This is a genomic window from Enterobacter sp. RIT418, assembly GCF_003057745.1.
GTDB lineage: Bacteria > Pseudomonadota > Gammaproteobacteria > Enterobacterales > Enterobacteriaceae > Enterobacter.
In genome coordinates, this window is the sequence record NZ_QBJD02000003.1 from 99,740 (window position 1) to 126,088 (window position 26,349).

The 26,349-nt window shown below is 57.7% G+C and carries 26 protein-coding genes; 16 read left to right on the forward strand and 10 right to left on the reverse strand.

Translation table 11 applies throughout. The features are described from left to right. Positions 1 to 3: 3 nt before the first annotated feature. From DBY73_RS04300 to DBY73_RS04310, 3 genes are all read right to left on the reverse strand, one after another. Positions 4 to 510, reverse strand: coding sequence for a ferritin-like domain-containing protein (locus DBY73_RS04300; RefSeq protein ID WP_112009966.1), 507 nt, complete (start codon positions 508 to 510; stop codon positions 4 to 6). Positions 511 to 649: 139 nt separating this feature from the next. After that, on the reverse strand, positions 650 to 1,141 hold the full coding sequence (locus DBY73_RS04305; RefSeq protein WP_112009967.1) for a ferritin-like domain-containing protein: 492 nt from the start codon (positions 1,139 to 1,141) through the stop codon (positions 650 to 652). Positions 1,142 to 1,231: 90 nt separating this feature from the next. Then, positions 1,232 to 1,417, reverse strand: a complete 186-nt coding sequence (locus tag DBY73_RS04310; RefSeq protein WP_112009968.1) for a general stress protein — start codon at positions 1,415 to 1,417, stop codon at positions 1,232 to 1,234. Positions 1,418 to 1,875: 458 nt separating this feature from the next. On the opposite strand from DBY73_RS04310, the gene DBY73_RS04315 reads away from it, so the two are divergent. Further along, positions 1,876 to 3,219, forward strand: coding sequence for a VOC family protein (locus DBY73_RS04315; protein WP_112009969.1), 1,344 nt, complete (start codon positions 1,876 to 1,878; stop codon positions 3,217 to 3,219). 42 nt (positions 3,220 to 3,261) lie between these two features. Further along, complete coding sequence (locus DBY73_RS04320; RefSeq protein WP_112009970.1) at positions 3,262 to 4,767, forward strand: carboxylesterase/lipase family protein; 1,506 nt, start codon at positions 3,262 to 3,264, stop codon at positions 4,765 to 4,767. On the opposite strand, the gene DBY73_RS04325 is transcribed toward DBY73_RS04320, so the two are convergent. Further along, positions 4,754 to 5,596, reverse strand: a complete 843-nt coding sequence (locus tag DBY73_RS04325) for a LysR family transcriptional regulator (protein WP_112009971.1) — start codon at positions 5,594 to 5,596, stop codon at positions 4,754 to 4,756. The two genes, DBY73_RS04320 and DBY73_RS04325, sit on opposite strands and share 14 nt — an antisense overlap. A gap of 113 nt (positions 5,597 to 5,709) precedes the next feature. Between DBY73_RS04325 and DBY73_RS04330 the strand changes: the two genes are divergently transcribed. The 3 genes from DBY73_RS04330 (at position 5,710) to DBY73_RS04340 (ending at position 9,561) form a co-directional block, all read left to right on the forward strand. Further along, entirely contained in the window at positions 5,710 to 6,879 is a 1,170-nt protein-coding gene (locus DBY73_RS04330; RefSeq protein ID WP_112009972.1) for a pyridoxal phosphate-dependent aminotransferase, read from the forward strand. 10 nt (positions 6,880 to 6,889) lie between these two features. Continuing rightward, the gene (locus DBY73_RS04335; protein WP_112009973.1) at positions 6,890 to 7,663 is read left to right on the forward strand and encodes a transporter substrate-binding domain-containing protein; all 774 of its coding nucleotides are present in this window, start codon (positions 6,890 to 6,892) and stop codon (positions 7,661 to 7,663) included. A 242-nt stretch (positions 7,664 to 7,905) separates the two neighbouring features. Continuing rightward, entirely contained in the window at positions 7,906 to 9,561 is a 1,656-nt protein-coding gene (locus tag DBY73_RS04340) for a glucan biosynthesis protein (protein WP_112009974.1), read from the forward strand. A 54-nt stretch (positions 9,562 to 9,615) separates the two neighbouring features. On the opposite strand, the gene ydcK is transcribed toward DBY73_RS04340, so the two are convergent. Further along, positions 9,616 to 10,596, reverse strand: coding sequence for a YdcK family protein (gene ydcK, locus DBY73_RS04345; protein WP_112009975.1), 981 nt, complete (start codon positions 10,594 to 10,596; stop codon positions 9,616 to 9,618). A 121-nt stretch (positions 10,597 to 10,717) separates the two neighbouring features. Here ydcK and tehA point away from each other — a divergent pair, with 121 nt between their 5' ends. Together tehA and tehB are read left to right on the forward strand one after the other, a co-directional pair. Then, the gene (gene tehA / locus DBY73_RS04350; protein WP_112009976.1) at positions 10,718 to 11,722 is read left to right on the forward strand and encodes a dicarboxylate transporter/tellurite-resistance protein TehA; all 1,005 of its coding nucleotides are present in this window, start codon (positions 10,718 to 10,720) and stop codon (positions 11,720 to 11,722) included. Next, positions 11,719 to 12,312: a tellurite resistance methyltransferase TehB gene (tehB, locus tag DBY73_RS04355; RefSeq protein ID WP_112009977.1), complete on the forward strand. Its 594-nt coding sequence runs from the start codon at positions 11,719 to 11,721 to the stop codon at positions 12,310 to 12,312. The genes tehA and tehB overlap by 4 nt, the downstream gene beginning before the upstream one ends. Here the strand turns inward: tehB and pepT are convergent. Next, the gene (gene pepT / locus DBY73_RS04360; protein WP_112009978.1) at positions 12,309 to 13,538 is read right to left on the reverse strand and encodes a peptidase T; all 1,230 of its coding nucleotides are present in this window, start codon (positions 13,536 to 13,538) and stop codon (positions 12,309 to 12,311) included. The two genes, tehB and pepT, sit on opposite strands and share 4 nt — an antisense overlap. A 110-nt stretch (positions 13,539 to 13,648) precedes the next feature. Between pepT and DBY73_RS04365 the strand changes: the two genes are divergently transcribed. Continuing rightward, a complete protein-coding gene (locus tag DBY73_RS04365) occupies positions 13,649 to 15,244 on the forward strand; it encodes an ABC transporter substrate-binding protein (RefSeq protein ID WP_112009979.1) in 1,596 nt (531 codons plus the stop codon). A 135-nt stretch (positions 15,245 to 15,379) separates the two neighbouring features. Next, positions 15,380 to 16,054 carry a DUF3313 domain-containing protein gene (locus tag DBY73_RS04370; protein WP_112009980.1) on the forward strand — a complete coding sequence of 225 codons (675 nt, stop codon included), beginning with the start codon at positions 15,380 to 15,382 and terminating at the stop codon, positions 16,052 to 16,054. Positions 16,055 to 16,086: 32 nt separating this feature from the next. Here the strand turns inward: DBY73_RS04370 and DBY73_RS04375 are convergent, their stop codons facing one another. Further along, positions 16,087 to 16,983 carry a DMT family transporter gene (locus tag DBY73_RS04375; protein ID WP_112009981.1) on the reverse strand — a complete coding sequence of 299 codons (897 nt, stop codon included), beginning with the start codon at positions 16,981 to 16,983 and terminating at the stop codon, positions 16,087 to 16,089. Between the two features lie 173 nt (positions 16,984 to 17,156). Here DBY73_RS04375 and DBY73_RS04380 point away from each other — a divergent pair, with 173 nt between their 5' ends. Beyond that, complete coding sequence (locus DBY73_RS04380) at positions 17,157 to 18,029, forward strand: AraC family transcriptional regulator (protein ID WP_112010157.1); 873 nt, start codon at positions 17,157 to 17,159, stop codon at positions 18,027 to 18,029. Here the strand turns inward: DBY73_RS04380 and DBY73_RS04385 are convergent. Next, positions 18,009 to 19,175, reverse strand: a complete 1,167-nt coding sequence (locus DBY73_RS04385; protein ID WP_112009982.1) for a benzoate/H(+) symporter BenE family transporter — start codon at positions 19,173 to 19,175, stop codon at positions 18,009 to 18,011. The genes DBY73_RS04380 and DBY73_RS04385 overlap by 21 nt on opposite strands. A gap of 93 nt (positions 19,176 to 19,268) precedes the next feature. On the opposite strand from DBY73_RS04385, the gene DBY73_RS04390 reads away from it, so the two are divergent. Both DBY73_RS04390 and DBY73_RS04395 read left to right on the forward strand, forming a co-directional pair. After that, the gene (locus DBY73_RS04390) at positions 19,269 to 19,796 is read left to right on the forward strand and encodes an XRE family transcriptional regulator (RefSeq protein WP_112009983.1); all 528 of its coding nucleotides are present in this window, start codon (positions 19,269 to 19,271) and stop codon (positions 19,794 to 19,796) included. A gap of 80 nt (positions 19,797 to 19,876) precedes the next feature. Beyond that, positions 19,877 to 21,841, forward strand: a complete 1,965-nt coding sequence (locus DBY73_RS04395) for a U32 family peptidase (RefSeq protein WP_112009984.1) — start codon at positions 19,877 to 19,879, stop codon at positions 21,839 to 21,841. On the opposite strand, the gene DBY73_RS04400 is transcribed toward DBY73_RS04395, so the two are convergent. Then, positions 21,842 to 22,072, reverse strand: a complete 231-nt coding sequence (locus DBY73_RS04400) for a DUF2554 family protein (RefSeq protein ID WP_112009985.1) — start codon at positions 22,070 to 22,072, stop codon at positions 21,842 to 21,844. A 299-nt stretch (positions 22,073 to 22,371) separates the two neighbouring features. On the opposite strand from DBY73_RS04400, the gene DBY73_RS04405 reads away from it, so the two are divergent. Beyond that, complete coding sequence (locus tag DBY73_RS04405; RefSeq protein WP_112009986.1) at positions 22,372 to 22,734, forward strand: hypothetical protein; 363 nt, start codon at positions 22,372 to 22,374, stop codon at positions 22,732 to 22,734. 148 nt (positions 22,735 to 22,882) lie between these two features. Here the strand turns inward: DBY73_RS04405 and ftrA are convergent, their stop codons facing one another. Next, positions 22,883 to 23,881: a transcriptional regulator FtrA gene (gene ftrA, locus DBY73_RS04410; protein WP_112009987.1), complete on the reverse strand. Its 999-nt coding sequence runs from the start codon at positions 23,879 to 23,881 to the stop codon at positions 22,883 to 22,885. A 74-nt stretch (positions 23,882 to 23,955) separates the two neighbouring features. Between ftrA and DBY73_RS04415 the strand changes: the two genes are divergently transcribed. From DBY73_RS04415 to zinT, 3 genes are all read left to right on the forward strand, one after another. Continuing rightward, positions 23,956 to 24,351 (forward strand): rhodanese-like domain-containing protein, encoded by a 396-nt coding sequence (locus DBY73_RS04415; RefSeq protein WP_112009988.1) that lies wholly within the window; start codon positions 23,956 to 23,958, stop codon positions 24,349 to 24,351. Positions 24,352 to 24,522: 171 nt separating this feature from the next. Further along, a complete protein-coding gene (locus DBY73_RS04420; RefSeq protein ID WP_112009989.1) occupies positions 24,523 to 25,626 on the forward strand; it encodes a cobalamin-independent methionine synthase II family protein in 1,104 nt (367 codons plus the stop codon). Positions 25,627 to 25,698: 72 nt separating this feature from the next. Further along, positions 25,699 to 26,340 carry a metal-binding protein ZinT gene (gene zinT, locus DBY73_RS04425; protein ID WP_181573200.1) on the forward strand — a complete coding sequence of 214 codons (642 nt, stop codon included), beginning with the start codon at positions 25,699 to 25,701 and terminating at the stop codon, positions 26,338 to 26,340. The last annotated feature ends 9 nt before the right edge of the window (positions 26,341 to 26,349 follow it).

The window sequence follows — 26,349 nt, forward strand, 5'->3', positions numbered from 1 at the left end:
CGGCTATTTTTTAGCTTCAACGCCGTCCGCGTCGGAGCGCATCAGGAACTGCTCCGTCGTTTGCGGAATATGGCGGATCAGCCAGTCGGCCATCTCACGCTCTTCTGCCAGAATGCTTTCAATCGCGGGGATGGACGCGGTGTCGCCCGCTTTTTTCGCGGCCGCCAGTAATGAAGTGTAGCAGGCAATTTCAAACTGCTCGAAGACGTATCCGCTGATGGAGCCTTTGACGATCTCATCCGAGGGGAACATGCCGCCGATAGACTGGCCGAGCGCCGCCATTTTGCTCATGGAGTCTTTTAAGACCGAGCGGGAAATATCGTTGCGATCGAGGATTTCTTCCAGCAGCGTTATTTGACGCTTAGTTTCATTAACGTGCTGTTCAATACGGGCGCGAAGGTCAGGGTAGTTGTCAATACGGCTGGCCATCGATTCGAGCATGGATTCGGCTTGCTTTTCCATCGCATGGGCATCGCGTAGCCAGTCGTGGTAGTGTTCTACGTGATTCATAGTCAGTTCCTCAGGTAAGTCTGCGTATTTGAATACAGAATGGATTGCCGGAATGCGCTCTATTACTTATGCCGTTAAATGGCATCGTATAATTAATTTGAAACTGATGCTCATTAAATTAAACCTGAAAAAAGCGAGATTATTGCGCTTTTTGATTAATATTTCCTACGGCAAGATCGGTGAGTTTAAGGTCGGTGCTTTTTTCTTCTTCAAGCGTTTGAACCAGAAGCTTAACGGCTTTTTTATAGCCGAGCTGTTCTGCCAGGGTGGCCAGGGTGCCGTAGCTGGCTATTTCGTAGTGCTCGACTTTTTGCGCTGCGGCAATTAATGCAGCATCGCGAACTTCATTCTTTTCGGTACTTTCAACCACTTCATTAGCCTCTTCAATGAGGCCTTCCATTGCAACGCACTTCATGCGTTTAATTTTGATACCTGATTCCTGCTCTACGATCTGGTCAATACGTTCAATTTGACCGTGAGTTTCTTCCAGGTGGGCTGTAAACGCGGCGCTGAGTTTTTCACTTGAGGCGGCGCGAGAAAGTTTGCTTAATGCACGCGTAAGCTGTTTTTCTGCGCTATAGGTATCTGACAGGAGATGGATAAAGACGTCTTCAAGAGTTTTCATATTCATATTGGAGTTCCTGGACAAAAGAAGAGGGAACTGCGGACCCTTGGACCCGCAGCCTGCTTTCATAAATAAATGCAAAAGTCGTTATTTCGGTCAGGATTTATCAGACTTACGGCCTCCGCCGTGGCTATTTTCTCCGCCTTTCTTGCCGGCTTCAGATGCGCGTTGCGGATCATTTTTAAAATTCCCGCCGCTGTGCTGACCGCCTTTGCGTCCGGCGTCAGATGCTTTTTCACGGTCCTGCGCGAAATTACCGGAACCACCACGATGCTCTGCCATATAAAACCTCATATATTGGTTATGTCAGTAAGATACGAAAATAATCCGTATCCGTCGTCGTTCGAGTTATAACTGTAGTTGGATATGGCCATCCGTCAAATGCGTTTTGTAAACCCGCGCTTCGTTATGATAATATTTTTTGGCGTTAGCGTTGCGTTTCATGGAAATATATTTTTGACGCAATAAGCGTTAAGTGGGTCTTCTTTATCTGGTTTTTGAAAATATCATCTGAGAATAATTGTTGATGGACCAGATTATTCTCATTAACGCAGCGTGAGAAATAAAGTGGCGCAACGTGGAGAAAGCGAAACGGCAAAGCGAAACTAAAAAGTTTCAGACGCCTCCCGCCGTACAGGGTTTGACCACTCATGTTCAAAGATCACACTTTGTAAATTCTTCCCGCCGGAAGGAACGGGTTTCTCTACACTCCAGGTAGTATTCACTGGAGATATGACATCATGGCGAACACCATCACGGCTGATGATATTCGGGAGCATTTTTCGCAGGCAATGTCGGCGATGTACCAGCAGGAAGTTCCGCAGTACGGCACGCTGCTGGAGCTGGTAGCCGACGTAAACCTGGCGGTGCTTGAGGATAATCCCCTTTTACATGAACAGCTGGCCAATGCCGACGAGCTGGCGCGGCTGAACGTCGAGCGGCACGGCGCGATCCGCGTGGGTACCGCGCGGGAGCTCGCTACGCTGCGCCGAATGTTTGCCATTATGGGCATGTACCCGGTCAGCTATTACGATCTCTCCCAGGCGGGCGTTCCCGTCCACTCCACGGCGTTTCGCCCCGTCGACGACGCGGCGCTCTGCCGCAATCCGTTTCGCATATTTACCTCGCTGCTGCGCCTTGAGCTGATTGAAAACGCCGCGCTGCGCGATCGGGCGGCGGCGATCCTGTCCCGTCGACATATCTTTACCCCGCGCTGCCTTGAGCTTCTCGACCTGCATGAATCGGCGGGAGAGTTTACCGAGGCGCAGGCGCGCGAGTTTGTTAAGGAAGCGCTGGAAACCTTCCGCTGGCACCGACACGCGACCGTGGACCAGGAAACCTATCAGGCGCTGAGCAACGAGCATCGCCTGATCGCCGACGTGGTGTGCTTCCCGGGCTGCCACATTAACCACCTCACGCCGCGGACGCTGGACATTGACCGGGTGCAGGAGCTGATGCCGAAATACGGCATCGAACCCAAGATCCTGATTGAAGGGCCGCCGCGCCGCGAGGTGCCGATCCTGCTGCGCCAGACCAGCTTCAAGGCGCTGGAGGAGCCGGTGCTTTTCGCCGGTGAGCACAAAGGTACGCACACCGCGCGCTTCGGTGAAATTGAGCAGCGTGGGGTGGCGCTCACCCCAAAAGGACGCGAGCTGTACGATAGCCTGCTGGGGCAGGCGGGGACGGGGAAAGATAACCTGACGCACCAGCTTCAGCTGCGCGAGGTGTTTAGCGCCTTCCCGGACAGCGAAATGTTCTTGCGCCGCCAGGGGCTGGCCTATTTCCGCTACCGCCTGACGCCCGCGGGCGAAGCGCACCGCCACGCGTTTCGCGCGGGCGACGATCCGCAGCCGCTCATCGAGCGCGGGTGGGTAATCGCCCAGCCGATTACCTACGAGGACTTTCTGCCCGTCAGCGCGGCAGGAATATTTCAGTCTAACCTGGGCAACGAAACCCAGGCGCGCAGCCACGGCAACGCCAGCCGCGACGCGTTCGAAGCGGCCCTCGGCAGCCCGGTGCTGGACGAATTCACCCTCTATCAGGAGGCGGAAGCGCGCAGTAAACAGCGTTGCGGTTTGCTCTGAAACCGTTACTCTGCAGGGGTGTGATGGAAAAAGAAGGTGGTTATGCAGAATCCCTCCGCCCCTGTGGTTGAAACGCGCCAGGGCGCACTGATTGGTTTTACCGATGAAAATGTCCACGTCTGGTGCGGCATTCCCTATGCCTCTCCGCCCGTGGGCGAGTGGCGCTGGCGATCGCCGCGTCCGCCAGAGCCCTGGGAAGGCGTGCGGCAGGCTACGGCGTATTCCGCGTCAAGCTGGCAAAGCCGCGAGTACTGTGAGGATCTTGGCGGCGGCGATCCGGGGCCGTTTTCCGAAGACTGCCTTTACCTTAACGTCTGGTCGCCTGCGAACCGCCCGGCACCGCTTCCCGTGATGGTCTGGCTGCACGGCGGGGGCTTTACCCTCGGCGCGGGCAGCCTTCCGCCGTACAACGGCAGGGCGCTGGCGCAGCGCGGCGCGGTGGTCGTCACGCTTAACTATCGTCTCGGCCATCTCGGCTTTTTTGCCCATCCGGCGCTGGAGGGGGAAGAAGACCGCGTGGTGCATAACTTTGCGCTGCTCGACCAAATCGCCGCGCTGAACTGGGTGCGGGACAATATTTCGATTTTCGGCGGTGACCCGGACAACATCACCCTGTTTGGCGAGTCGGCTGGCGCGCGCAGCGTGCTGTCTCTGCTGGCCTCGCCGCTGGCAAAAGGCTTATTCCACAAGGCGATTATTCAGAGCGGCTATACCTTACCCGATACCCCGCGCAGCGCCGCGCTGCAAAAAGGAGAGGCGATCGCCGCCCATTTTGGGCTGGAAAACGCCACCGCCGAGCAGCTGCGCGCGCTGCCTCCCGAGGCCTTCTGGCCGCTGACGTCACCGCTGAACATCGCGCCCGCGCCGATCGTCGGCGATTGCGTGCTGCCGGAGGCGATGCTTGACGTGTTTTTCGCCGCCCGCCAGCACCCGGTACCGATTATGGTCGGGTCGAACAGCGACGAAGCCAGCGTAATGGCGGTGTTTGGCGTCGATCTCGCCGGGCAAATTCAAAAGCTGCGCCGCGAAAGGCGGTTTGGCCTGGGGCTAATTAAGCTGCTCTATCCCGGCGTGAAGGGCGATGAGGAGCTGGGCAGGCAGGTGTGTCGCGATATGGCCTTCACCACGCTCGGATACGTGGTGATGCAGGCGCAGCAGCGCGCGGGCGGGCTTTGCTGGCGCTACTGGTTCGACTATGTTGCCGAAGCGGAGCACGCCACCTATGCCAACGGGGCCTGGCACGGCAACGAGGTACCCTACGTCTTCGACACGCTCGGAGAGGTGGAACCTTCCCGGCAGTACGTTAACGAACGCGATCTGGCGTTTGCCGCCCATGTGGCCGACTACTGGGTGAGTTTTGCACGCGATGCGGGCGCTCGCGACAGCCTGCCGGGGCCGACGCGCTGGCCCGCCTGCCGCAAGGGTCGAGACGTGCTGTTACGCATCGGCGTGAATAAACATGCGGGCTTCAGGCTGGAAAATCGCTTTATGCGCGCGCGCATGAGCCTGTTCAAGCGGGTGATGAAACACCACGTTAGCCTCGATTAAGCAGGCAGTCGCGAAAGGCCGAGAGTCCGTTTTCGTCGTTCGGCGCAGCGCGGCACACCAGCCGGTAGCTCGCCCCGGTTTGAACGCTATGTGCAAATGGCCGCGTCAGCCGTCCGGCGCGGACGTCCTCCTCCACCAGCGTTTCGTCCGCAATGGCAACGCCCAGCCCCTGAATTGCGGCAGTGATGGCGAGGTCCATGGTGTCGAAGTGTTGATTTTTATGCATGGCAACCGTAGCCATAGGCTGCTTTGCCAGCCAGAGCGACCAGTCGGTTTTGTCCCGCGTGGGGTGCAGTAAGGTCAATGATTCCAACGGCACGCCCGCGCGCAGCGGGCTGAACACCGGGGTTAACGCCTCTTCAAACAGCAGATCGCCCGCGCTCGTGTGGGTGCCAAACACGATGGCCGCGTCGTAGGACTCCGTTTTGAAGTTGACGTGATGATCGGTCGTGACGGTCAGCGCAATTTGCAAATCCGGCTGTTCCCGCTCCACCTTCAGCAGCCGCGGCACCAGCCAGCGCATGGCGCAGGTCGGCGCCTTGAGCCGGATCACGGTTTGCTGCGCGCGCGCCTGTTCGGCTACGGTCAGCAGATGTTCAAAGGCGGACTGCAGTTCCGGAAGCAGGGCGCTTCCCTGAGACGACAGGCGCAGGCCGCGGGCGTGGCGCTCGAACAGCGGAAAGCCGAACCACGCCTCAAGGGCGGCAATTTTTCGGCTCACGGCGCCCTGCGTCAGGCACAGCTCTTTGGCCGCGTGGGTCAGGTTTAAATGCCGCGCCGTTTTTAAAAAGGCGTCGACGGCATTCAGCGGGAACGAACGGCGTGACATACATTTCCCCAGCTATGCGTTTTTATCATGGCTATTATGACAACAATTCGATTGTCCCGACAGCGGTGATGTTGTTTGAATAGTTATGCAATAGCCATGAGAAGGGATACAGGATGACATTACGAACTCCGGTGCAAACCCGTTCAAAATTGCCCGATGTGGGCACCACCATTTTCACCGTTATCGGCCAGCTTTCCGCAGAGCATAACGCCATTAACCTTTCTCAGGGGGCACCTAATTTTTCCTGCGATCCTAAGCTGGTCGCCGGGGTGACCCGCGCCATGGAGACCGGGAATAACCAGTACGCCGCGATGACCGGCCTTCAGCCGCTCAGGGAGCGCATCGCGGATAAAATCGCCGCGCTGTACGGAACGCGCTACGATCCCGGCAGCGAAGTGCTGGTAACCGCCAGCGCCAGCGAAGGGCTGTACTCGGCAATCAGCGGGCTGGTGCATCCGGGCGACGAGGTGATTTATTTTGAACCCTCATTCGACAGCTACGCGCCGATCGTGCGTTTGCAGGGGGCGAGACCCGTCGCGATTAAGCTGACGGTGCCGGACTTTGCGGTGAACTGGGACGAGGTGCGCGCCGCGATCACTCCGCGCACGCGGATGATCATCGTCAACACGCCGCATAACCCAAGCGGTCAGGTTTTTTCGGCGAACGATCTTGAGCAGCTGGCGGCGCTGACCCGCAATACCGATATCATTATTTTGTCGGACGAAGTGTATGAGCACGTGGTGTTTGACGGCGAGCCGCATCACGGCATGGCAACGCACCCGCAGCTGGCTGAGCGCAGCGTGATTATTTCGTCGTTTGGCAAAACCTATCACGTGACCGGCTGGCGGGTCGGCTACTGCGTCGCGCCCGCCGAGCTGATGGACGAAATCTGCAAGGTGCATCAATTTTTGATGTTTTCTGCCGATACGCCCATGCAGCACGCCTTTGCCGAGCACATGACAGACCCGCAAACCTGGCTGTCGCTGGCGGCGTTTTATCAGCGCAAGCGCGATCTGCTGCAAAGCCTGCTGGCCGAGTCTCCGTTTACGCTGCTGCCGAGCGCCGGATCGTTCTTCCTGCTGGCAGACTACAGCCGTTTCAGCGATGAGAGCGACAGCGAGATGGTGAAGCGTCTGATTACCGAGTGCGGCGTTGCAACCATACCCCTGTCGGCCTTTTACGCCGACGGTACGGATAACAAATTGATTCGCCTTTCGTTTGCCAAAGACGAGGCGACGTTACGGGCAGGTGCCCAGGCCCTGTGCCGGGTTAAACCACGCTGAGGAGTTTGATATGAAATTACGCGCGTTAGCTGTTGGCATCGGTCTGCTGTGCTCGTTCTCGTCGCTTGCGGCCACCGAGCTGCGCTACGGTCTGGAAGCGGAATATCCGCCGTTCGAGAGCCGCAATGCCTCCGGTGAGCTGGAAGGGTTTGACGTGGAGCTGGGCAACGCCATCTGCAAAGCCGCGGCGCTGAAGTGCAGCTGGGTTGAAACCTCGTTCGACGCCTTGATTCCGGGGCTGGTGGCGAAAAAATTTGATGCGATCAATTCCGCGATGAACATCACCGACCAGCGCCGCAAAAGCATCGATTTCACGCAGCCCATCTACCGCATTCCGTCCCAGTTGGTCGGAAAAGCCGGTGCGGCGTTAGAGGCAACGCCGGAAGGCCTGAAGGGCAAAACGATCGGCGTGCTGCAGGGTTCGATTCAGGAAACCTACGCCAAAGAGCACTGGGAAAAGCAGGGCGTCACCGTGGTGTCTTATAAAGATCAGAACATGGCGTGGGGAGATCTGCTGAACGGCCGCATCGACGCTTCGCTGGTGATGTCCGCGGCCGGGCAGGCCGGTTTCCTCAGCAAGCCGCAGGGCAAAGGGTTTGGCTTTATCGGCAAACCGGTGTCGGACGACACCATCCTCGGCAGCGGGATCGGCTTCGGGCTGCGCAAGGGTGACGACGCCACCAAAAAGCAGCTCGATGCCGCGATAGATAAAGTTCGCGCCGACGGCACGATAGCGAAACTCGCTGATAAGTACTTCCCGGGTATTGATGTCAGCGTAAAATAACTCCCTCGTTAAGCCCCGGCTGTTGATGTCCTGCCGGGGCATTTTTTTACGCGCGACATACCTATCTTTACACCACTTTCAGGCCGTTCTGGTCGACAGAAAATATTTTCCACTTTGTTCATATAATCACCGGCCAACAATTGGATTCTTAACCGTTTTTGTTTAGGCTGTGCGTTCTTTCCTGCCGTCATTTCGCCGAGCGCGAAGCTCATTCACACGACCATAAGGACGTTTTCACAGGCATGAATCGCAGACGTTTTCTAAAAGGCTCCCTGGCAATGGCTGCTATTAGCGGCACCTCCGGCCTGTCTTCCCTGTTTTCCCAGGCGGCATACGCTGCTGACTCCGACATCGCCGACGGGCAAAGCCGTCGCTTTGACTTCTCCGTCCTGCAATCCATGGCGCATGACCTGGCGAAGACGCCGTGGGGCGGCGCGCCGCGTCCGCTGCCGGAAACGCTGGCGACCATGACGCCGCAGGCGTACAACGCCATACGCTATGACGAGAAGCAGTCGCTGTGGAATAACGTTGAGGGCCGTCAGCTCGACGTGCAGTTCTTCCATATGGGAATGGGGTTCCGCCGCCGCGTGCGCATGTTCTCGTTGGACCAATCGACCTCTATGGCGCGTGAGATCCACTTCCGCCCGGAGCTGTTCAGCTACGGTGAGACGGGCGTGGACACCAGGCAGCTGGAAGGGCAAAGCGATCTGGGCTTTGCCGGCTTCCGCGCCTTTAAAGCGCCTGAGCTGGCGCGCCGCGATATCGTCTCTTTCCTCGGCGCGAGCTATTTCCGCGCCGTGGATGATACCTATCAGTACGGCCTGTCCGCTCGCGGCCTGGCGATTGATACCTTTACCGACACGCCGGAAGAGTTCCCGGACTTTACCGCGTTCTGGTTTGAAACCGTCAAGCCTGGCGATACCACCTTCACCGTCTATACGCTGCTGGACAGCCCAAGCATCACCGGCGCCTATAAGTTTGTGATCCACTGCGAGAAGAGCCAGGTGATCATGGAGGTGGAAAACCATCTCTACGCGCGCAAGGACATCAAGCAGCTGGGCATTGCGCCAATGACCAGCATGTTCAGCTGCGGCAATAACGAACGCCGCATGTGTGACACCATTCATCCGCAGATCCATGACTCCGACCGCCTGGCAATGTGGCGCGGCAACGGCGAGTGGATCTGCCGTCCGCTGAACAACCCGCAGAAGCTGCAGTTTAACGCCTACATGGATAAGGATCCGAAGGGCTTTGGCCTGCTGCAGCTTGATCGCGATTTTTCCCACTATCAGGACATTATGGGCTGGTACAACAAGCGCCCGAGCCTGTGGGTAGAGCCGCGTAACAGCTGGGGTAAAGGCGCGGTGGGGCTGATGGAGATCCCGACGACCGGTGAGACGCTGGATAACGTGGTGTGCTTCTGGCAGCCGGAAAAACTGATCAAAGCGGGCGACGAGCTGGACTTCAAATACCGTCTGTACTGGAGCGCGCAGCCTCCGGTTCGCTCGCCGCTGGCAAACGTCTACGCGACGCGTACCGGTATGGGCGGGTTCCCGGAAGGGTGGGCGCCGGGCGAAAATTACCCGAAAGTGTGGGCGCGGCGCTTTGCCATCGACTTTGTCGGCGGCGATTTGAAGGCGGCGGCGCCGAAAGGCATTGAGCCGGTGATCACGCTTTCCAGCGGCGAGGCGAAGCAGGTAGAAATTCTGTACGTTGAGCCGTTTGACGGCTATCGCATTTTGTTTGACTGGTATCCAACGTCCGATTCAACCGAACCGGTCGATATGCGCATGTTCCTGCGCTGCCAGGGAGATGCGATCAGCGAAACCTGGCTGTACCAGTACTTCCCGCCCGCACCGGACAAACGTCACTACGTCGACGACCGGATCATGCGTTAACTGCGCGCGGCTGTGCCCGGTAAGCGTGAGCGCCACCGGGCATGACTTATCGCGCTAGAGTGCCCCCAGCAGCGGCGTGCGGGCGATCCGCTCGTCGCCGTTTACCACTTTTTCGCCGCGAAGATGCACGTGCTCGCCGGCAAATGCCTCAACCACCGCGTCGTCCGTTATCTCAACCCGATGTTCGATCAGCACGTCACCTCTGATGCGCGCGCGTCCCTGGATCACCACCTTGTCGTCAATCAGAATCGGACCGCCGCGCAGCCACGCATGGCCGCCAATTAACACGTGATGCTTGATGACGCAGTTGCCCTCAACGACGGCGTTTTCCGCCACCTGCGAGCTGTAGCGCAGGGTGGGGATGGCATCGTCTTCTAAACCGGCAATCAGGCGCGCGCTGCCGTACACCTTTGCGCAGTCGCACACCCAGACGTTATTAAGCTCGTTGCCTTCCAGGATAGCGTTGTCGAATACCTCGGCGCGGTGCTCCACAAAGGCATAATTAACCATCGCATCGCCGTAGATTTGCGCCTGATGCACGATCCGCGACTGGCTCACCGTCGCTCTGTCATAGATTTTCAGGATCTGCTCGCGATCCGGCGTTAGCCCTTTGGCTGCGACAATCATGCTGTTGTGCAGGATGCGCGCTTCCCCGTAAATATGGCATTCTCCGCGCACGCTGGAATTCTGAATGGTGACGTTGTCACTTATTCTGGCTCCGAGGCTCACCTGAGCAGCATCAAGCCAGCTGTTACCGCTAATCTCGGCCTGATGGCTGACCACGCAGGGCCGGGTGAGGCGCGCGTTGCCGGACACGCGGGCGCCCGCGTAAACCACGCTGTTTTCATCGTAGATCCAGCAGTCTCCTTCCTCTGCGAGAGCGCTCGCATCTTCGACCCAGCCGCCTTTCGTCCCGCACGCAACATCGTTAAAATCCGCCGTGGCAATCAGCTGGCGCAGGACGACCGTTCGCTTTTCCTCGCCGTTCTCTTCGTGCCAAAGGCGGGTTTCATCACTCAGACGGTATTTTTTCATGGTCTTTTCTCGTTAAGCGCCTTCACTAAACGTAGCAAAGTTTCCGCATGTCGAAGTGCTGGCGTCCGTTGAGGAAACCCCTTAAAATGGCATTTAAAATACATTTTATATTTTAAAATAAATGCGTAAATCGAACGACACTCAACGGGTTTTGAACCTGCCCGCAGGCTATTTCGGCATGGTGCTGGGAATTATCGGTATGGGCTTTGCCTGGCGCTATGCCAGCACGATCTGGCCGGTGACGCGCTGGCCGGGGGAGAGCCTGGTTGCCCTCGCGGTGGCGATTTGGTTCCTGCTGACGGTCGCGTTTGTCACGCGCGCGGTTCGCTTTCCGCACAGCGTGCTGGCGGAGATGCGCCACCCGGTGATGAGCAGCTTTGTCAGCCTCTTTCCTGCGACGACGATGCTGGTTTCCATTGGCTTCGTGCCGTGGTGCCGTCCGGTTTCGCTTGCCCTGTTCAGCGCAGGCGTCGTCGGGCAGCTGTGCTACGCCGCCTGGCAAAGCGCAGGGCTGTGGCGCGGCAAACATCCGCAGGAGGCGACTACCCCGGGGCTCTACTTGCCGACCGTTGCAAATAACTTTATCAGCGCCATGGCCTGCGGGGCGTTGGGCTACCATGATGCCGGCCTGGTCTTTTTAGGTGCGGGGGTCTTTTCGTGGCTCAGCCTCGAACCGGTGATTTTGCAGCGGCTGCGCAGCGCCGGAGAGCTGCCCGGCGCAATGAGAACTTCGCTGGGTATCCAGCTGGCGCCCGCACTGGTGGCGTGTAGCGCCTGGTTTAGCGTTAACGGCGGCGAGGCGGATACCTTCGCGAAAATGCTGTTTGGCTACGGCCTGCTGCAGCTGCTGTTTATGCTGCGCCTGTTGCCCTGGTATTTATCGCAGCCGTTTAACGCCTCGTTCTGGAGCTTCTCGTTCGGCGTCTCGGCGCTGGCGACTACCGGGCTCCATCTTGGGCAGAGCAGCCCGACGGGCTTCTTTCACGCCATCGCGATCCCGCTGTTTATTTTTACCAACATCATCATCGCCGTGCTGCTGGTTCGTACATTTATCTTGCTGATGCAGGGCAAACTTCTGGTGCGCGCTGATAAGGCACAGCTTATGCAATCTGAGGAAAAACAATGACCGTTGATGACAGCTACTTCACCGAAAAATATGGCCTGACCCGCACCCACTCTGAGGTGGTGTACAGCGCAGGGATCGTCAAGCCAGGTAAAACGCTCGACCTGGGCTGCGGCAACGGGCGCAATAGCCTCTTTCTGGCCGCCAACGGTTATGACGTGACCGCCTGGGACAAAAACCCAATGAGCATCGACAACATCGAGCGCATCAGCGCCGCAGAAGGCCTCGATAATCTCCACGCGGCGGTTAAGGATCTCAACGGCCTGAGCTTTGACGGCGAGTACGATTTTATTCTCTCCACCGTGGTGATGATGTTCCTGGAGGCGAAAACCATCCCGGGGCTTATCGCCAACATGCAGCGCTGCACGACGCCCGGCGGCTCTAACCTGATTGTGGCGGCAATGGACACCGATGATTATCCATGTACCGTGGGCTTCCCGTTCGCCTTCAAAGCCGGCGAGCTGAGCCGCTACTATGAAGGCTGGGAACTGCTGAAATACAACGAAGAGGTCGGCGAGCTGCACCGCACCGACGCCAGCGGCAACCGCATCAAGCTGCGTTTCGCTACCATGCTGGCGCGCAAGCCCGCCTAGCGGGCGGCCAGCAGGCAGAGCTGAAGGGCGGTGTTGTAGGATGCCTCGAACGACGACAGCGGTAAAAACTCAAACTTCGAGTGGAAGTTATGCGCGCCGGTGAAGAAGTTCGGGGTGAGCAACCCTTTGGCAGACAGCGCTGCGCCGTCGGTTCCGCCGCGCATCGGCGTCGGCTTCGGCGTGATGCCGAGCGATTCCATCGCTTCAAACATTAAATCGATGGCGCGACGGTCCTCGCCGATAGCGTTGCTGATATTGCTGTAGGTGTCCTCAATGCGGTATTCCACGTTTGCCGTAGGGTGCTGGGCTGCAATTAGCTCCGCAATGTCGGCGATCTGCTGCTTGCGGGCGGCAAAGGCGTCTTGGTCAAAGTCGCGGATGTTGGCCTTCAGCACCGCGTCGTGTTGCCCGGCCTGAATGCCGTTAAACCAGATGTAGCCCTCGCGGCCTTCGGTACACTCCGGGGTTTGCCGGCGGTCAAAATGGTTAATGAAGTCGGTCGCCATCAGCAGCGGGTTTACCAGCACGCCTTTGGCCGACATCGGGTGCGCCGTCACGCCGGTAAAGCGAATTTCTGCCGCGGCCGCGTTGAAGTTCTCATACACGATTTCACCCCGCTCGCAGCAGTCGATGGTCCAGGCGAAGTCAACGTCGAAGCGCGCCAGGTCCAGCGCTTTTGCGCCGCAGAGCCCAATCTCTTCATCCGGTACAAACGCCACCACGATATCGCCGTGCCGGTGTTCCGCCGTCAGGTTTTCCAGCACCGTCATCACCACCGTAACCGCCGATTTATTATCTGCGCCTAATACGCTGGTTCCGTCGCTGAAAATAATCTCTTCATTCGGGTAAGCCAGAATTTCCGGATGCTCATTGACGCGCAGCCAGACGTCTTTCTCTTTATTCAGGCAGAGGTCTTCTCCGGTAAACGTTAATATTTGTGGATGAATATCCGGTGAAAGCCCGACGTCAACCGTATCAATATGGGTAATAAAGCCGACGCGCGGCGCGCCGGGAACACTGCCTTTTTTTACCGCCGTGACCGTGGCAAATTCGTCGATGACGATATCGTCTAAACCCAGCTGCTGCAGCTCCTGCGCCAGCTCGCGGGCCATGTCGTGCTGGCCCGGCGTGGAGGGGAGCGTTTTAACCTTCGCGTCGCTCTGGCTGGTGATGGCGAGATAGCGAAAGAAGCGGTGCGTTAATTGTCTGGAGAGCGGGGAAGCCATAGTGAATCCTTCTCTTTTTGTTTTTCAGGTGTTTGCATAATCACTTTAATGTTATTTATGAAATGGCAAAAGAATTAATTAGCCGTCGAATAAAAAGACAGGAATAAAATATGAATTGCAAACGCACAACCTTAACGCTGGCGCTTGCGGCGCTGACGGTCAGTTCTACCGTCGCGGCAAAAACGCTGGTGTATTGCTCCGAAGGTTCGCCGGAAAACTTCAATCCTCAGCTTTATACCTCCGGCACCAGCGTGGATGCAAGCGCCGTTCCGGTCTATAACCGCCTGGTGGACTTCAAGCCGGGAACGACCGAGCTGGTGCCGAGCCTTGCCGAGCGCTGGGACATCAGCGACGACGGGAAGGTTTATACGTTCTATCTGCGAAAAGGCGTCAAATTCCAGAGCAATAAATTCTTCACGCCCACCCGCGATTTCAACGCGGATGACGTGATCTTTTCGTTTATGCGCCAGAAGGACGTCAATAACCCGTACCACAACGTCTCTAACGGCAGCTATTCCAACTTTGAGAGCCTGGAGTTCGGTAGCCTCATCACGGCGATTGATAAAGTAGACGACCATACCGTGCGCTTTACGCTGGCGCACCCGGAAGCACCTTTCGTGGCCGACCTGGCGTGGTATTTTGCATCCATTCTTTCCGCGGAATATGCGGACGCGATGCTTAAAGCCGGGACGCCGGAAAAGGTCGACATGGAGCCGATTGGCACCGGGCCGTTCAGGCTGGCGCAGTACCAGAAAGATTCCCGCATTCTGTTTACCGTGTTCCCCGACTACTGGCAGGGGAAATCGAAGCTTGATCGCCTGGTCTTTACCATCACGCCGGACGCATCGGTGCGCTTCGCTAAGGTCGAAAAAAACGAGTGTCAGGTAATGCCGTTCCCCAACCCGGCGGATCTACCGCGCATGAAGGCGAACAAGGATATCAACCTGATGAGCAAGGCGGGGTTGAATACCGGTTTCCTGGCATTCAATACCCAGAAGCCGCCGCTGGACAACGTTAAGGTTCGCCAGGCGCTGGCCATGGCGATTAACAAGCCGGCCATTATCGACGCCGTGTTCCACGGCACGGGCACTGCGGCAAAGAATCTGCTGCCGCCGGGCGTCTGGGGGGCCGATAGCGCGCTGAAGGATTACGACTACGATCCCGAAAAAGCGAAGGCGCTGCTCAAAGAGGCCGGGTTTGCCAACGGCGTCAGCGTTGACCTGTGGGCGATGCCGGTTCAGCGCCCGTATAACCCGAACGCTAAACGCATGGCGGAGATGATTCAGGCCGACTGGGCGAAGGTGGGCGTGCAGACTAAAATCGTTACCTACGAGTGGGGTGAATACCTCAAGCGCGTGAAGGGCGGCGAACATCAGGCCGCGCTGATGGGCTGGACAACGGCAACGGGCGACCCGGATAACTTCTTTGGTCCGCTCTTCACCTGTACGTCTGCCAACGGCGGGTCTAACTCGGCGAAATGGTGCTACAAGCCCTTTGATCAGCTTATCGCTGAGGCAAAATCGATAACCGATCGCGATAAGCGCGTGGCGCTTTACAAAGAGGCGCAGCAGATGATGCATGACCAAATGCCCGCCGTCATGATTGCGCACTCCACCATCTTTGAGCCGGTGCGCAAAGAGGTCACGGGCTATGAGATCGATCCGTTTGGTAAACATCTCTTCTGGCAGGTGGATATTCAAAAATAATGAAATCACCCGGCGTGCCGGCGTCGGGTGATTTTTCGCAATATGTGCTATCTGCATCATTTTTTGCTACAACACGCGCACCGACTTTTTGCTATAACTTCAACTGCATACTTGCGTATAACCTGGAATCTCATCATGCGTACTCACTCACTTTTCAAAGTTGCAGTGCTCTCCGGTCTGCTTGCGTTGGCGGGCTGTGCATCTAAAGTCGCCGCACCTGACCAATATTCAGGCTTTTTAAAAGATTATTCTGGCCTTCAGCAAACCACGTCAGCAACGGGTAAACCAACGCTGCGCTGGGTCGATCCTTCCTATAACGAAGCCAATTACGACAGCATTATCTGGACGCCGATTACCTACTACCCAACGCCAAAACCGACGACGCAGATTGGTAAACAGACGCTCGACGAGCTGCTGAACTACACCAATACCAAAATGAAAACCGCCGTGGGCCAGCGCAAGCCGATTGTCACCACGCCGGGCAAGCATAGCCTGATCTTCCGCGGTGCCATTACGGGCGTGAGCTCTCAGAAAGAGGGGCTGCAGTTCTACGAAGTGGTTCCCGTCGCGCTGGTCGTAGCGGGCACGCAGATGGCGACCGGCCACCGCACCATGGACACCCACCTGTTCTTTGAAGGTGAACTGATTGACGCCGCGACCAACAAGCCGGTCATGCGGGTCGTGCGCATGGGCGAAGGCAAAGAGCTGAGCAACGAAAACACGCCGATGACGTTCGCGACGCTGAAGCAGGTTGTTGATGACATGGCGACGGATGCCACCATGTTTGACGTGCATAAAACGGCAAAATAAAGAAAATGGCCTGCTTCGCGCAGGCCTTTTTTTTACGCCGTGCGCAAGCGCCTGAACCAGGTCTCCGGTTTCGTGAACATCACCATATTTCCGCCCAGAATCAGCAGCAGTCCGACGATCCCGTTTATGTGCCACACGTATCCTTCGTAGACCGTCGAAATCGACAGGGCCACCAGCGGGAACAGCAGGGTGCTGTAGGCCGCTTTACCGGGGCCGATGCGCCCGACCAGCGTGAAGTAAGCGCCGAAGGCAATCACAGAGCCAAAGATCGCCAGGTAGAGCAGCGCGCCGACGTAGCTCACGGTCCATTCCGGCATAAAGCTATCGCCTCTTACCACCGCAATCAGCCCCATGACCAGCGTGCCGTAGAGCATCGCCCAGGCGTTGGTGGTCATCGTCTCAAGACCATTGCGCTGGTGGCGCATGCTGATCATGTTCCCGAGCGAGAAGCCGTACGTGCCGAGAGCGGAAAGGCCAATACCCGTCAGCAGCGATGCGCTCCAGCCGCTCGCCAGCAGATCGTCCCAGAAGAGGGTGATGATGCCGATCAGGCCCAGCGCCGCAGCCGTCCAGAACCGCGCCGGAGGCCGCTGGCCGAAGAAAATAAAGCTGTTAATCGCGTTGTACAGCACCGCCATTGAGAAAATGACCGACTCAAGCCCGGTGTTGATATGCGTCGCCGCGGCGTAAAAACACCAGAAGTTGAAGCAGAAAACGCAACATCCTTGAAGAATACAAAACAGATGGTCCTTCAGCGCCAGGCGACGCAGGCGCTTAAGCGCAATCAGCACGATCATCATCGTGGCGCAGGCCACGGCGAAGCGCCAGAATATCGATACGGGCGCGGCAACCGGCCCCTGCTGAAGAAAAATGGCAATCCACGTCGTTCCCCAGATGATCACGACCAGCCCGTACAATAATGCGTTCATGGTTTCTCTCTTTTCATACCGCGAAAAGAGGAGTGTGACGCGGTTTGTCCGGTGCGGCTTTCACCGGTTTGCGGCGCACTTGCAAAATCTTGCGCTTTTTTCTTCGCCCGGCTCTGGTCACGCGATGAAACAGTTCATAGACTGAGATCCTGATTAATGACCTGTTAATGGCTATGTCCCGCGCTTACGACACTTTTGAAACACTTCGCCAGCAGAACGCGGTGCTCCGGGAAACGGTCGCGCTGAACTCCGGCATTCAGCTGGCGGCGTGGTACAACAAGCACGATACCATTACCGTCAAAAGCGACCACCACACCCTCAGCCTGTACGTTGCGGACGGTTACGAGAGCTATCAAAAAACGCCTGGCGGATGGAAGAACGGCGGCGGGCCGGATCGTTTCTGCCTGATGCCAAAGGACAGCGAATCGACGTGGGATATCCGCGACGATCTGTCGTTCGTTCATCTTTACTGCACCGATGAACACCTGCGGGACGTCGGGGAGAAGATCTGGGACAAGCGCCCGCTGAGCCTGTCGCTGGATGAAAAAATCTTCGGCAGCGACCCGAAAATCACCGCGCTGTACCGTCAGTTTTTGCTCGGCTGCGACTGGCAGCAAAAGGCCAACCAGCTCACCCTGAGCACGGCGTCCACGCTGCTGCTCACGCACCTGCTGCAAAACTACGCGAACGTGCAGTGGAAGCTGCCGGTCGTGACCGGCGGGCTCTCGCCGTACGTGCTGCGAAACGTGCTGGCATTTATTGAAGAAAACCTCTCGCAGCCGCTAACGCTTGCGGAACTGGCCGACCAGGCTGCGCTGAGCGAGTACCATTTCGCGAGGATGTTCCGCCAGTCAACGGGGCAAGCGCCGCACCAGTACGTAATGCAGCGCCGGATGGAGAAAGCGAAAGCGCTGGTCCAGTTTAGCGCGATGCCGCTGACGGACATTGCGCTGGCCTGCGGTTTTAACTCTGCCAGCCACTTCAGCAACCGCTTTCGCAGCGCGGTGGGGATAACGCCTTCACAGCTACGCGCGGCCAAGGCGTGACAACACGCTATAGCAGACCCCGCCGATAACCAGCCCCCAGAAGGCCGAGCCCACCCCGAGCAGCGTAACGCCGCTGGCGGTCACCAGGAAGGTGACGACGGCCGCGTCGCGCTCGCCAACATTATTCATCGCCTGCGCCAAACTCCCGCTGATAGTTCCAAGCAGCGCCAGCCCCGCCAGCGTCTGGAGCCAGCTGAGCGGCAGGGCGGACATCAGCCCCGCGATCGAGCCGCCAAAGATGCCGGCCAGCAGATAGAACACGCCCACCGCCATTGCGGCCAGCCAGCGCCGGCTGGCATCTGGATGGGCATCCGGGCTCTGGCAAATGGCGGCGGTTATCGCCGCGATGCAGATGGAATAGACGCCAAACGGGGAGAGCAGCAGCGCCAGCGCGCCGGTAAACACGATCAGCGGCGAAACCGGCAGCGTGTAGCCGGACGCCTTCATGGTCGCAAAGCCGGGCGCATTTTGTGACGCCATCGTTACGAGGAAAAAGGGCAGGCCGACGCTGACCAGGCTGGTAAACGTAAACGCCGGGGCAATAAATCCCGGCGTGACGACGGAGAGGGTGAGATTATCTGTGACAACGTCACCTCCAGCCCACGCGACGAAACCGCCCACCAGCAGCGACGCGACGATGGCGTAGCGGGGGGCGAGCGCTTTGGCGAGTAGCCATGCCGCCAGCATGCTGCCGCAAAGCAGAAGATGCCCGTCAAGATGGCGAAAGGCCTGAAGGCCGAACTGCAACAGCACCCCGGCCAGCATCGCGGCGGCGAGGGAGTGGGGGATAAGCTTCATCAGGCGGGCAAAAAGCCCGGTCACCCCGCAGAGCAAAATCAGCGCGTTGGCAAAAATAAAGATGCCAATGGTTTCCGCAAGCGTGATGCCGTGCAGGCTGGTGGCGAGCAGGGCCGCGCCCGGCGTCGACCACGCGGTCAGCACCGGCGCTTTATACCACCAGGACAGGGCCAGCGTGCTGACGCCCATTCCCAGCCCCAGCGCCGTCATCCAGCCCGCAATCTGCTGCGCGCTGGCCCCGGCTGCCGACGCGGCCTGCCAGATAATGGCCGCCGAGCTGGCGTAGCCCACCAGGACGGCGACGAATCCGGCAAGGATCGTGGGAAATAGCGTTGATGAACTGCGCATAAAAGCTCCAGTGTGCGTTATAACGTCCGGCATAAGGTAACACTGTGCGTTATAGCGTACAAGTGGTATGCTTTCCGCTCACGGGAGGGCCTTATGGACATGACGCAACATCTTGCATATACGTTAAAAACGCAGCGCCAGGCGCGCGGCTGGAGCTTATCGAAGCTGTCGGAAGAGACGGGCGTGTCGAAAGCGATGCTCGGGCAGATTGAACGCAACGAGTCCAGCCCGACGGTCGCGACGCTGTGGAAAATCGCCACCGGGCTCAACGTCCCGTTTTCGACGTTTATCGCGCCTGCGGCCGATCCGCAGGCGGTGTTCGACCCGCAGCAGCAGGCGATGGTCGTCAGACCGTTATTTCCCTGGGATGAGGCGCTGAAGTTCGATCACTTCTCGATTACCCTTGCGCCCGGCGCGCTGAGTGAGTCTACCCCGCATGAAGCGGGCGTCATTGAGCACGTGGTGGTGATTAGCGGCGAGCTGGAGATGAACATTGAAGGCGAATGGCGCACCCTGGCGGCGGATTCCGGCGTGCGTTTCGCCGGGGACAAACCTCACGCCTACCGCAACAGCAGCGGGCAAACGGTCCATTTCCACTCCCTGATCCACTATCCCCGCTGAGGGCTCGCAAAACTGTTTCGCTGACGCAGAGTTCTGACTACAATAGCCGCCATTTTGACCATAACGGATAACGACGACGTATGCGCCTGCACTCCCATCATCTTGAACTTTTAAGCCCGGCCCGCGATGCCGACATTGCCCGTGAAGCGATCCTTCACGGCGCCGATGCGGTCTACATCGGCGGCCCTGGCTTTGGCGCCCGCCATAACGCCAGCAATAGCCTGAGCGACATTGCCGCGCTGGTGCCGTTCGCCCACCGCTATGGCGCGAAGGTGTTCGTGACGCTGAACACCATACTTCATGATGATGAGCTTGAGCCGGCGCAGCGCCTGATTACCGATCTCTACCAGACCGGCGTTGATGCCCTGATCGTTCAGGACATGGGCGTGCTGGAGCTGGATATTCCGCCTATTGAGCTGCACGCCAGCACCCAGTGCGATATTCGCACCGTCGAAAAAGCGAAGTTTCTCTCCGACGTGGGCTTTTCCCAGATTGTTCTGGCGCGCGAGCTGAACCTGAACCAGATCCGCGATATCCACCAGGCGACCGACGCGACCATCGAGTTCTTTATTCACGGCGCGCTGTGCGTGGCGTATTCAGGGCAGTGCAATATTTCACACGCTCAGACCGGGCGCAGCGCCAACCGCGGCGACTGCTCGCAGGCGTGCCGTTTGCCGTACACCCTGAAAGACGATCAGGGCCGGGTGGTGGCGTTTGAAAAACACCTGCTGTCGATGAAGGACAACGACCAGACCGCCAACCTGGGCGCGCTGATCGACGCGGGCGTGCGCTCCTTCAAGATTGAAGGGCGCTACAAAGACATGAGCTACGTGAAAAATATTACCGCGCACTACCGCCAGATGCTGGACGCGATCATTGACGATCGCGGCGATCTGGCGCGGTCGTCGGCGGGGCGCACCGAGCATTTCTTCATTCCGTCTACGGATAAAACCTTCCACCGCGGCAGCACGGACTATTTTGTTAACGCGCGCAAGGGCGATATCGGCGCGTTCGACTCGCCGAAATTTATCGGCCTGCCCGTCGGCGAAGTGCTGAAGGTGGCGAAGGACCATCTTGACGTTGAGGTCACCGAACCGCTGGCGAACGGCGACGGCCTCAACGTGATGATCAAGCGTGAGGTCGTGGGCTTTCGCGCCAACACGGTAGAAAAAACCGGCGAAAACCGCTACCGCATCTGGCCGAACGAAATGCCTGCCGATCTCTACAAGGCGCGGCCAAACGCGGCGCTGAACCGTAACCTCGACCATAACTGGCAGCAGGCGCTGCTGAAAACCTCCAGCGAGCGCCGCGTTGCGGTGGATATTGAGCTTGGCGGCTGGGAAGAGCAGCTGATTCTGACCATGACCAGCGAAGAGGGGATCAGCGTAACGCATACGCTGGACGGCATGTTTGAGGTGGCGAACAACGCGGAAAAAGCGCTGAACAACCTGAAGGACGGCGTGGCAAAGCTTGGGCAGACGATCTACTACGCGCGCAAAATTGACGTTAACCTGCCGGACGCGCTGTTCGTGCCGAACAGCCTGCTAAACCAGTTCCGCCGCGAAACGGCGGAAATGCTGGACGCGGCGCGCCTGGCAAACTATCCGCGCGGCAGCCGTAAGGCCGAGGCGGTCCCGGCGCCCGTTTATCCGGATACCCATCTTTCGTTCCTGGCGAACGTCTACAACCATAAGGCGCGCGAATTTTATCATCGTCATGGCGTACAGCTGATTGACGCCGCCTACGAGGCCCACGAAGAGAAGGGCGACGTGCCGGTGATGATCACCAAGCACTGCCTGCGCTTTGCGTTTAACCTCTGTCCGAAGCAGGCGAAAGGCAATATCAAAAGCTGGAAGGCGACGCCAATGCAGCTGGTTAACGGGGATGAGGTCCTGACGCTGAAATTTGACTGCCGCCCGTGCGAAATGCACGTTATCGGCAAGATGAAAAACCACATTTTCAAAATGCCTCAGCCGGGCAGCGTGGTGGCGTCGGTAAGCCCGGATGAGCTAATGAAAACGCTGCCGAAGCGTAAGGGCCGTTAACTAACGCTGGTGGCTCTCTGGTTTGCGCGACTTTTGCCAGGCATGGTGTTCGCGCAAACCTTCAGCAGCTTCCTCCGCCACGCTGCGTAATTCGTCGCTATCGGCTTCATGACGAAGCTGATGGTCGACGTTCTTCACCCACAAATATTCATGACCTTTGTGCCCTGCCATCAGCTGCCCAGAAAACAGCGCGCAGATCAGCATCACCATCGACAACCCTTTATTCACCATTTTTCCGCCACCGAATCATCATTTCCGGCCATGATGAACATAGTTTCGTTTGGTTATTATTCGAATTTCTAAAAAATCGCAAAGTCACTGTCAGATTGTGTAGGCCGCACTATATTTCGGGCAAATGTTGCGCCATTGTTAATAATAACGGTGGTAAATATTCTTACGCCGGTTAAGGATTATTCCTAAAATTTCCAAAAAATTGACGTGCTGCCAGAATTGGTACAACTACGGACATTTGAATTAGAGATTAATCTTATATAATGAGACTTCTCTGGCTAAGGAAAGAATCTCAAACAATGAAGAAAATAATGTCTCTGGTGCTTATTGTCGCTGCCGTCGGGGCAGTCGCCGCGGTGAAGCATAGCTGGAATGATGAGCCAGACTATATCCAGTCCGCAGAAATGCGGGTGGGCTCCTATTTGACCAGTGACTACGGAAGGGTGACCTGTAATAGCGCGAGGGTAAATGCCCAGCGCTGGGAGTTAGGCTGCGTGAACAAGGCCAAAGGAAAAAATTTCCAGTTTGCGGTCTATTCTGCCGACGAAGCCCCGTACGGCGTTTCACGTCCGTTTTACCTTGAAGCGCTCAATGCCGACGCGAAAGAGAGCGCCAGCTACGGCCTGATGCGCTACCTCCAGATTAACACCAAAGAAGGGTAACGGGTCCGTTTAGCTTTCGTTGAATCTATTAATGATAGTTTGTACAAGATCCGCTGCCCGGCATGGAGTGTCGGGGACGTAGAGACCAAAATACAAATCTATCCATGCAAGCATTTACCGCCAGATAATGGCGGTTTTTTTTGTCTTGCTATAGGGATATTGCCGCGAACCGCTTGCGATATTGTACGGGCGACAGGGAAAACTGCTGGCGGAAATGGTGGCGCAGCGTGGCGGCCTGGCCAAAACCCGTTTTTTCGGCGATATGGTCAATACTCATCCGACTATTTTCCAGATAATCTTTTGCCCGCATAAGCCTTTCGTTCAGCAACCACCGCGCGGGCGTTGTGCCGGTCGCATCCTGGAAGCGTCGGAGAAAGGTTCGCTGGCTCATACCGACCCGTCGCGCCAGCGAATCGACGGAGTGCGGCTCCGCCAGCTGCTGGTGGAGATAATCAAAAAGCTGGCCCAGACGCTGGCTCTCGCGCAGCTGCGCTACCGGACGGCTAACCCGCTGCGTTTGCGAACCGTCCCGGTGCGGCTGAATGACCAGACGGTGCGCGACCCGGTTGGCCGCCTCCATGCCGTAGTCCCGGCGCACAACGTGTAAACACAAATCGATGCCCGCCGCGCTGCCTGCCGACGTCATAATATCGCCCTCATCCTGATACAACACATCTTCCACGACCCGAATCGCCGGAAACCGCGCCTTCAGCGTCTCAATGTAGCGCCAGTGCGTGGTAGCCTGGCGATTGTCGAGCAGGCCGGAGGCGGCGAGGACAAACACCCCGGAGCAGATAGACATCAGCTGGCAGCCGCGCGCGTGCGCCTTGCGTAACGCCTCGCACAGACGTTCTGGCACCGGCGCATCGGGCCCGCGCCAGCCGGGAATAATTACCCGGTCCGCGCTCTCCAGCAGGGACAGATCGCCGTCCGTCAGGATGCGCACGCCGCCCGTCGCCCGCAGTTCGCCCTCGTCGATGCTCGCCACCGCAAAGCGGTACCAGCTTTCCCCCATCTCTGGCCGCGGCAGGCCAAAGATCTCCACCGCCACGCCAAACTCAAACGTGCACAGGCCGTCATAGGCCAGCACGACGACCGTTGGGGAAGGGGCGCGAAAGGTTGTCATCTTTTTGCTGTTTTCTGGCATAGGCGGACGCATTCACTCGCTGAATTTCAGAATAAAGTAGTGTTAACACAAACACCCCATCAGGAGGAAGCATCATGAGCTATGTGACTGAATTTCAAGCCGCAGAGCCGCAGGAGGCGGCAGCACATTTTCTGCGTCGCTTGAGCGTGGAAACGGACTGCGCCGACGTGCATTACGCGCTGGCACACGGTGAGCAGGACTTTGTGCTGCTGCACGTTGTCGGCCAGCCAGAACACTTTGCGCGCCGCCATATTCCCGGGGCGATTCATTTACCCTGGCGCGAGATGACCGAAGAGCGAATGGCGCGCTGGCCTGCGGATACGCTCTTTGTCGTTTACTGCGCGGGGCCGCACTGCAACGGCGCGGATCGGGCGGCGCTCAGGCTGGCTCGCATGGGGCTGCCGGTTAAAATTATGCTCGGCGGGCTAACGGGCTGGGGAGACGAGCAGTTTGCGTTTGCCAGCCAATAGCTCGCCACCGCCATGAAGATGAATTTTTTTCATCACAGGTGAAATTTTCTCGTTTGCCGCAACCGGGCGGGTATGACATCTTTTTAGACATATAGACATCCAGAAGTCTAAATGTTCATTATGTTAATTATCACCGGTGGCAATAGTTGCCATCGGTTACAGGAGAAAGTCATGCAGCGACAACACGCCCCGTTCCGCGCCGACGTCGTCGGCAGTTTTTTACGTCCCGACGCCGTTAAGCTGGCGCGTCAGGAATTTGCCCGCGGCGAGATTAACGCCGCGCAGCTGCGCGACGTGGAAGATGAGGCGATCCGCCACGTTGTTGAACAGCAGTGCGCCTGCGGGCTGCACGTGGTGACCGACGGTGAATTTCGTCGCGCCTGGTGGCACTTCGATTTCTTTGACGGTCTTGAGGGCGTTGAGCGTTACGATTCACAGCAGGGCATTCAGTTCAACGGCGTTCAGACCAAAGCGCACGGCGTGCGCGTGACCGGCAAGCTGGGCTTTGGTAACCATCCGATGCTGGAAGACTTCCGCTATCTGAAAAGCGTCAGCGGAGCTGCGCAGCCGAAGATGACGATTCCCAGCCCGAGCGTGCTGCACTTCCGCGGCGGCCGAAAGGATATTGACGCGACGGTTTACCCTGATTTAAGCGTGTATTTCGACGACCTGGCAACGGCCTGGCGCGATGCCATTCGGGCCTTCTATGACGCAGGCTGCCGCTACCTTCAGCTGGACGATACCGTTTGGGCATACCTGTGTTCAGACGAGCAGCGCGCGCAGATCCGCGAACGTGGGGATGATCCTGACGAACTGGCGCGCACCTATGCGCGGGTGCTGAACGCGGCGCTGGAAGGTAAGCCAGACGATCTGACCGTTGGCCTGCACGTGTGTCGCGGCAATTTCCGCTCGACGTGGATTTCCGAAGGCGGCTACGAGCCGGTAGCGGAAGTGCTGTTTGGCAGCGTCAACGTGGACGCCTTCTTCCTTGAGTACGATAACGATCGCAGCGGTGATTTCGCGCCGCTACGCTTTATTCGTCCGGGCAAGCAGCAGGTGGTGCTGGGGCTGATTACCACCAAGAACGGCGAGCTTGAAAACCCGGAGGGCGTGAAGGCCAGGCTGGAAGAAGCGGCGAAATTTGTGGCGAAAGAGCAGATCTGCCTCAGCCCGCAGTGTGGTTTTGCGTCCACCGAGGAGGGCAATACGCTGAGCGAAGCCCAGCAGTGGGATAAAGTACGTCTGGTCACCCAAATCGCCAGCGAAGTCTGGTAACCGGAGCGGTTGCAGATGTTATTGTTATAATATAACATCTCCATTCTTTTCAAACGGAGTGGAGGTGTTGTAGTGCTGGGACATAAAGGAAAATTAGCAATGGCTCTGGGTGCGCTGCTGGCCAGCGGCCCGCTGTTTGCGCATTCGCACGGGCATCAAATGACCGAGGCGGAGCAAAAAGCAGCGAACGGGGTGTTTGAGGATAAAGACGTTCAGGACCGCAAGCTGTCCGACTGGGACGGCGTCTGGCAATCCGTTTACCCGTACCTGCTGGATGGCTCGCTCGATCCGGTATTTAAACAGAAAGCGGAAAAGGACAAGAGCACCTCCTTCGGCAAGGTTAAAGCCTACTACCGCACGGGATATGCGACCGACGTCGACACCATCGGCATTGAAAATAACGTGATGGAATTTCACAAAGGCAGCGCCGTGAGCCGGTGTCACTACGACTACAGCGGCTTCAAGATTTTGACCTATGCGTCAGGCAAAAAGGGCGTGCGCTACCTGTTTGAATGTAAGGATGCTGGCAGCACCGCGCCGAAGTTTGTCCAGTTCAGCGACCATACCATCGCGCCAAAAGCGTCCTCCCACTTCCATATTTTCATGGGCAACACCTCTCACGAGGCGCTTCTGAAGGAGATGGATAACTGGCCGACGTACTATCCGAACGAGATGTACAAGGAGCAGGTTGTCGACGAGATGCTGCACCACTGATGCTTTGCG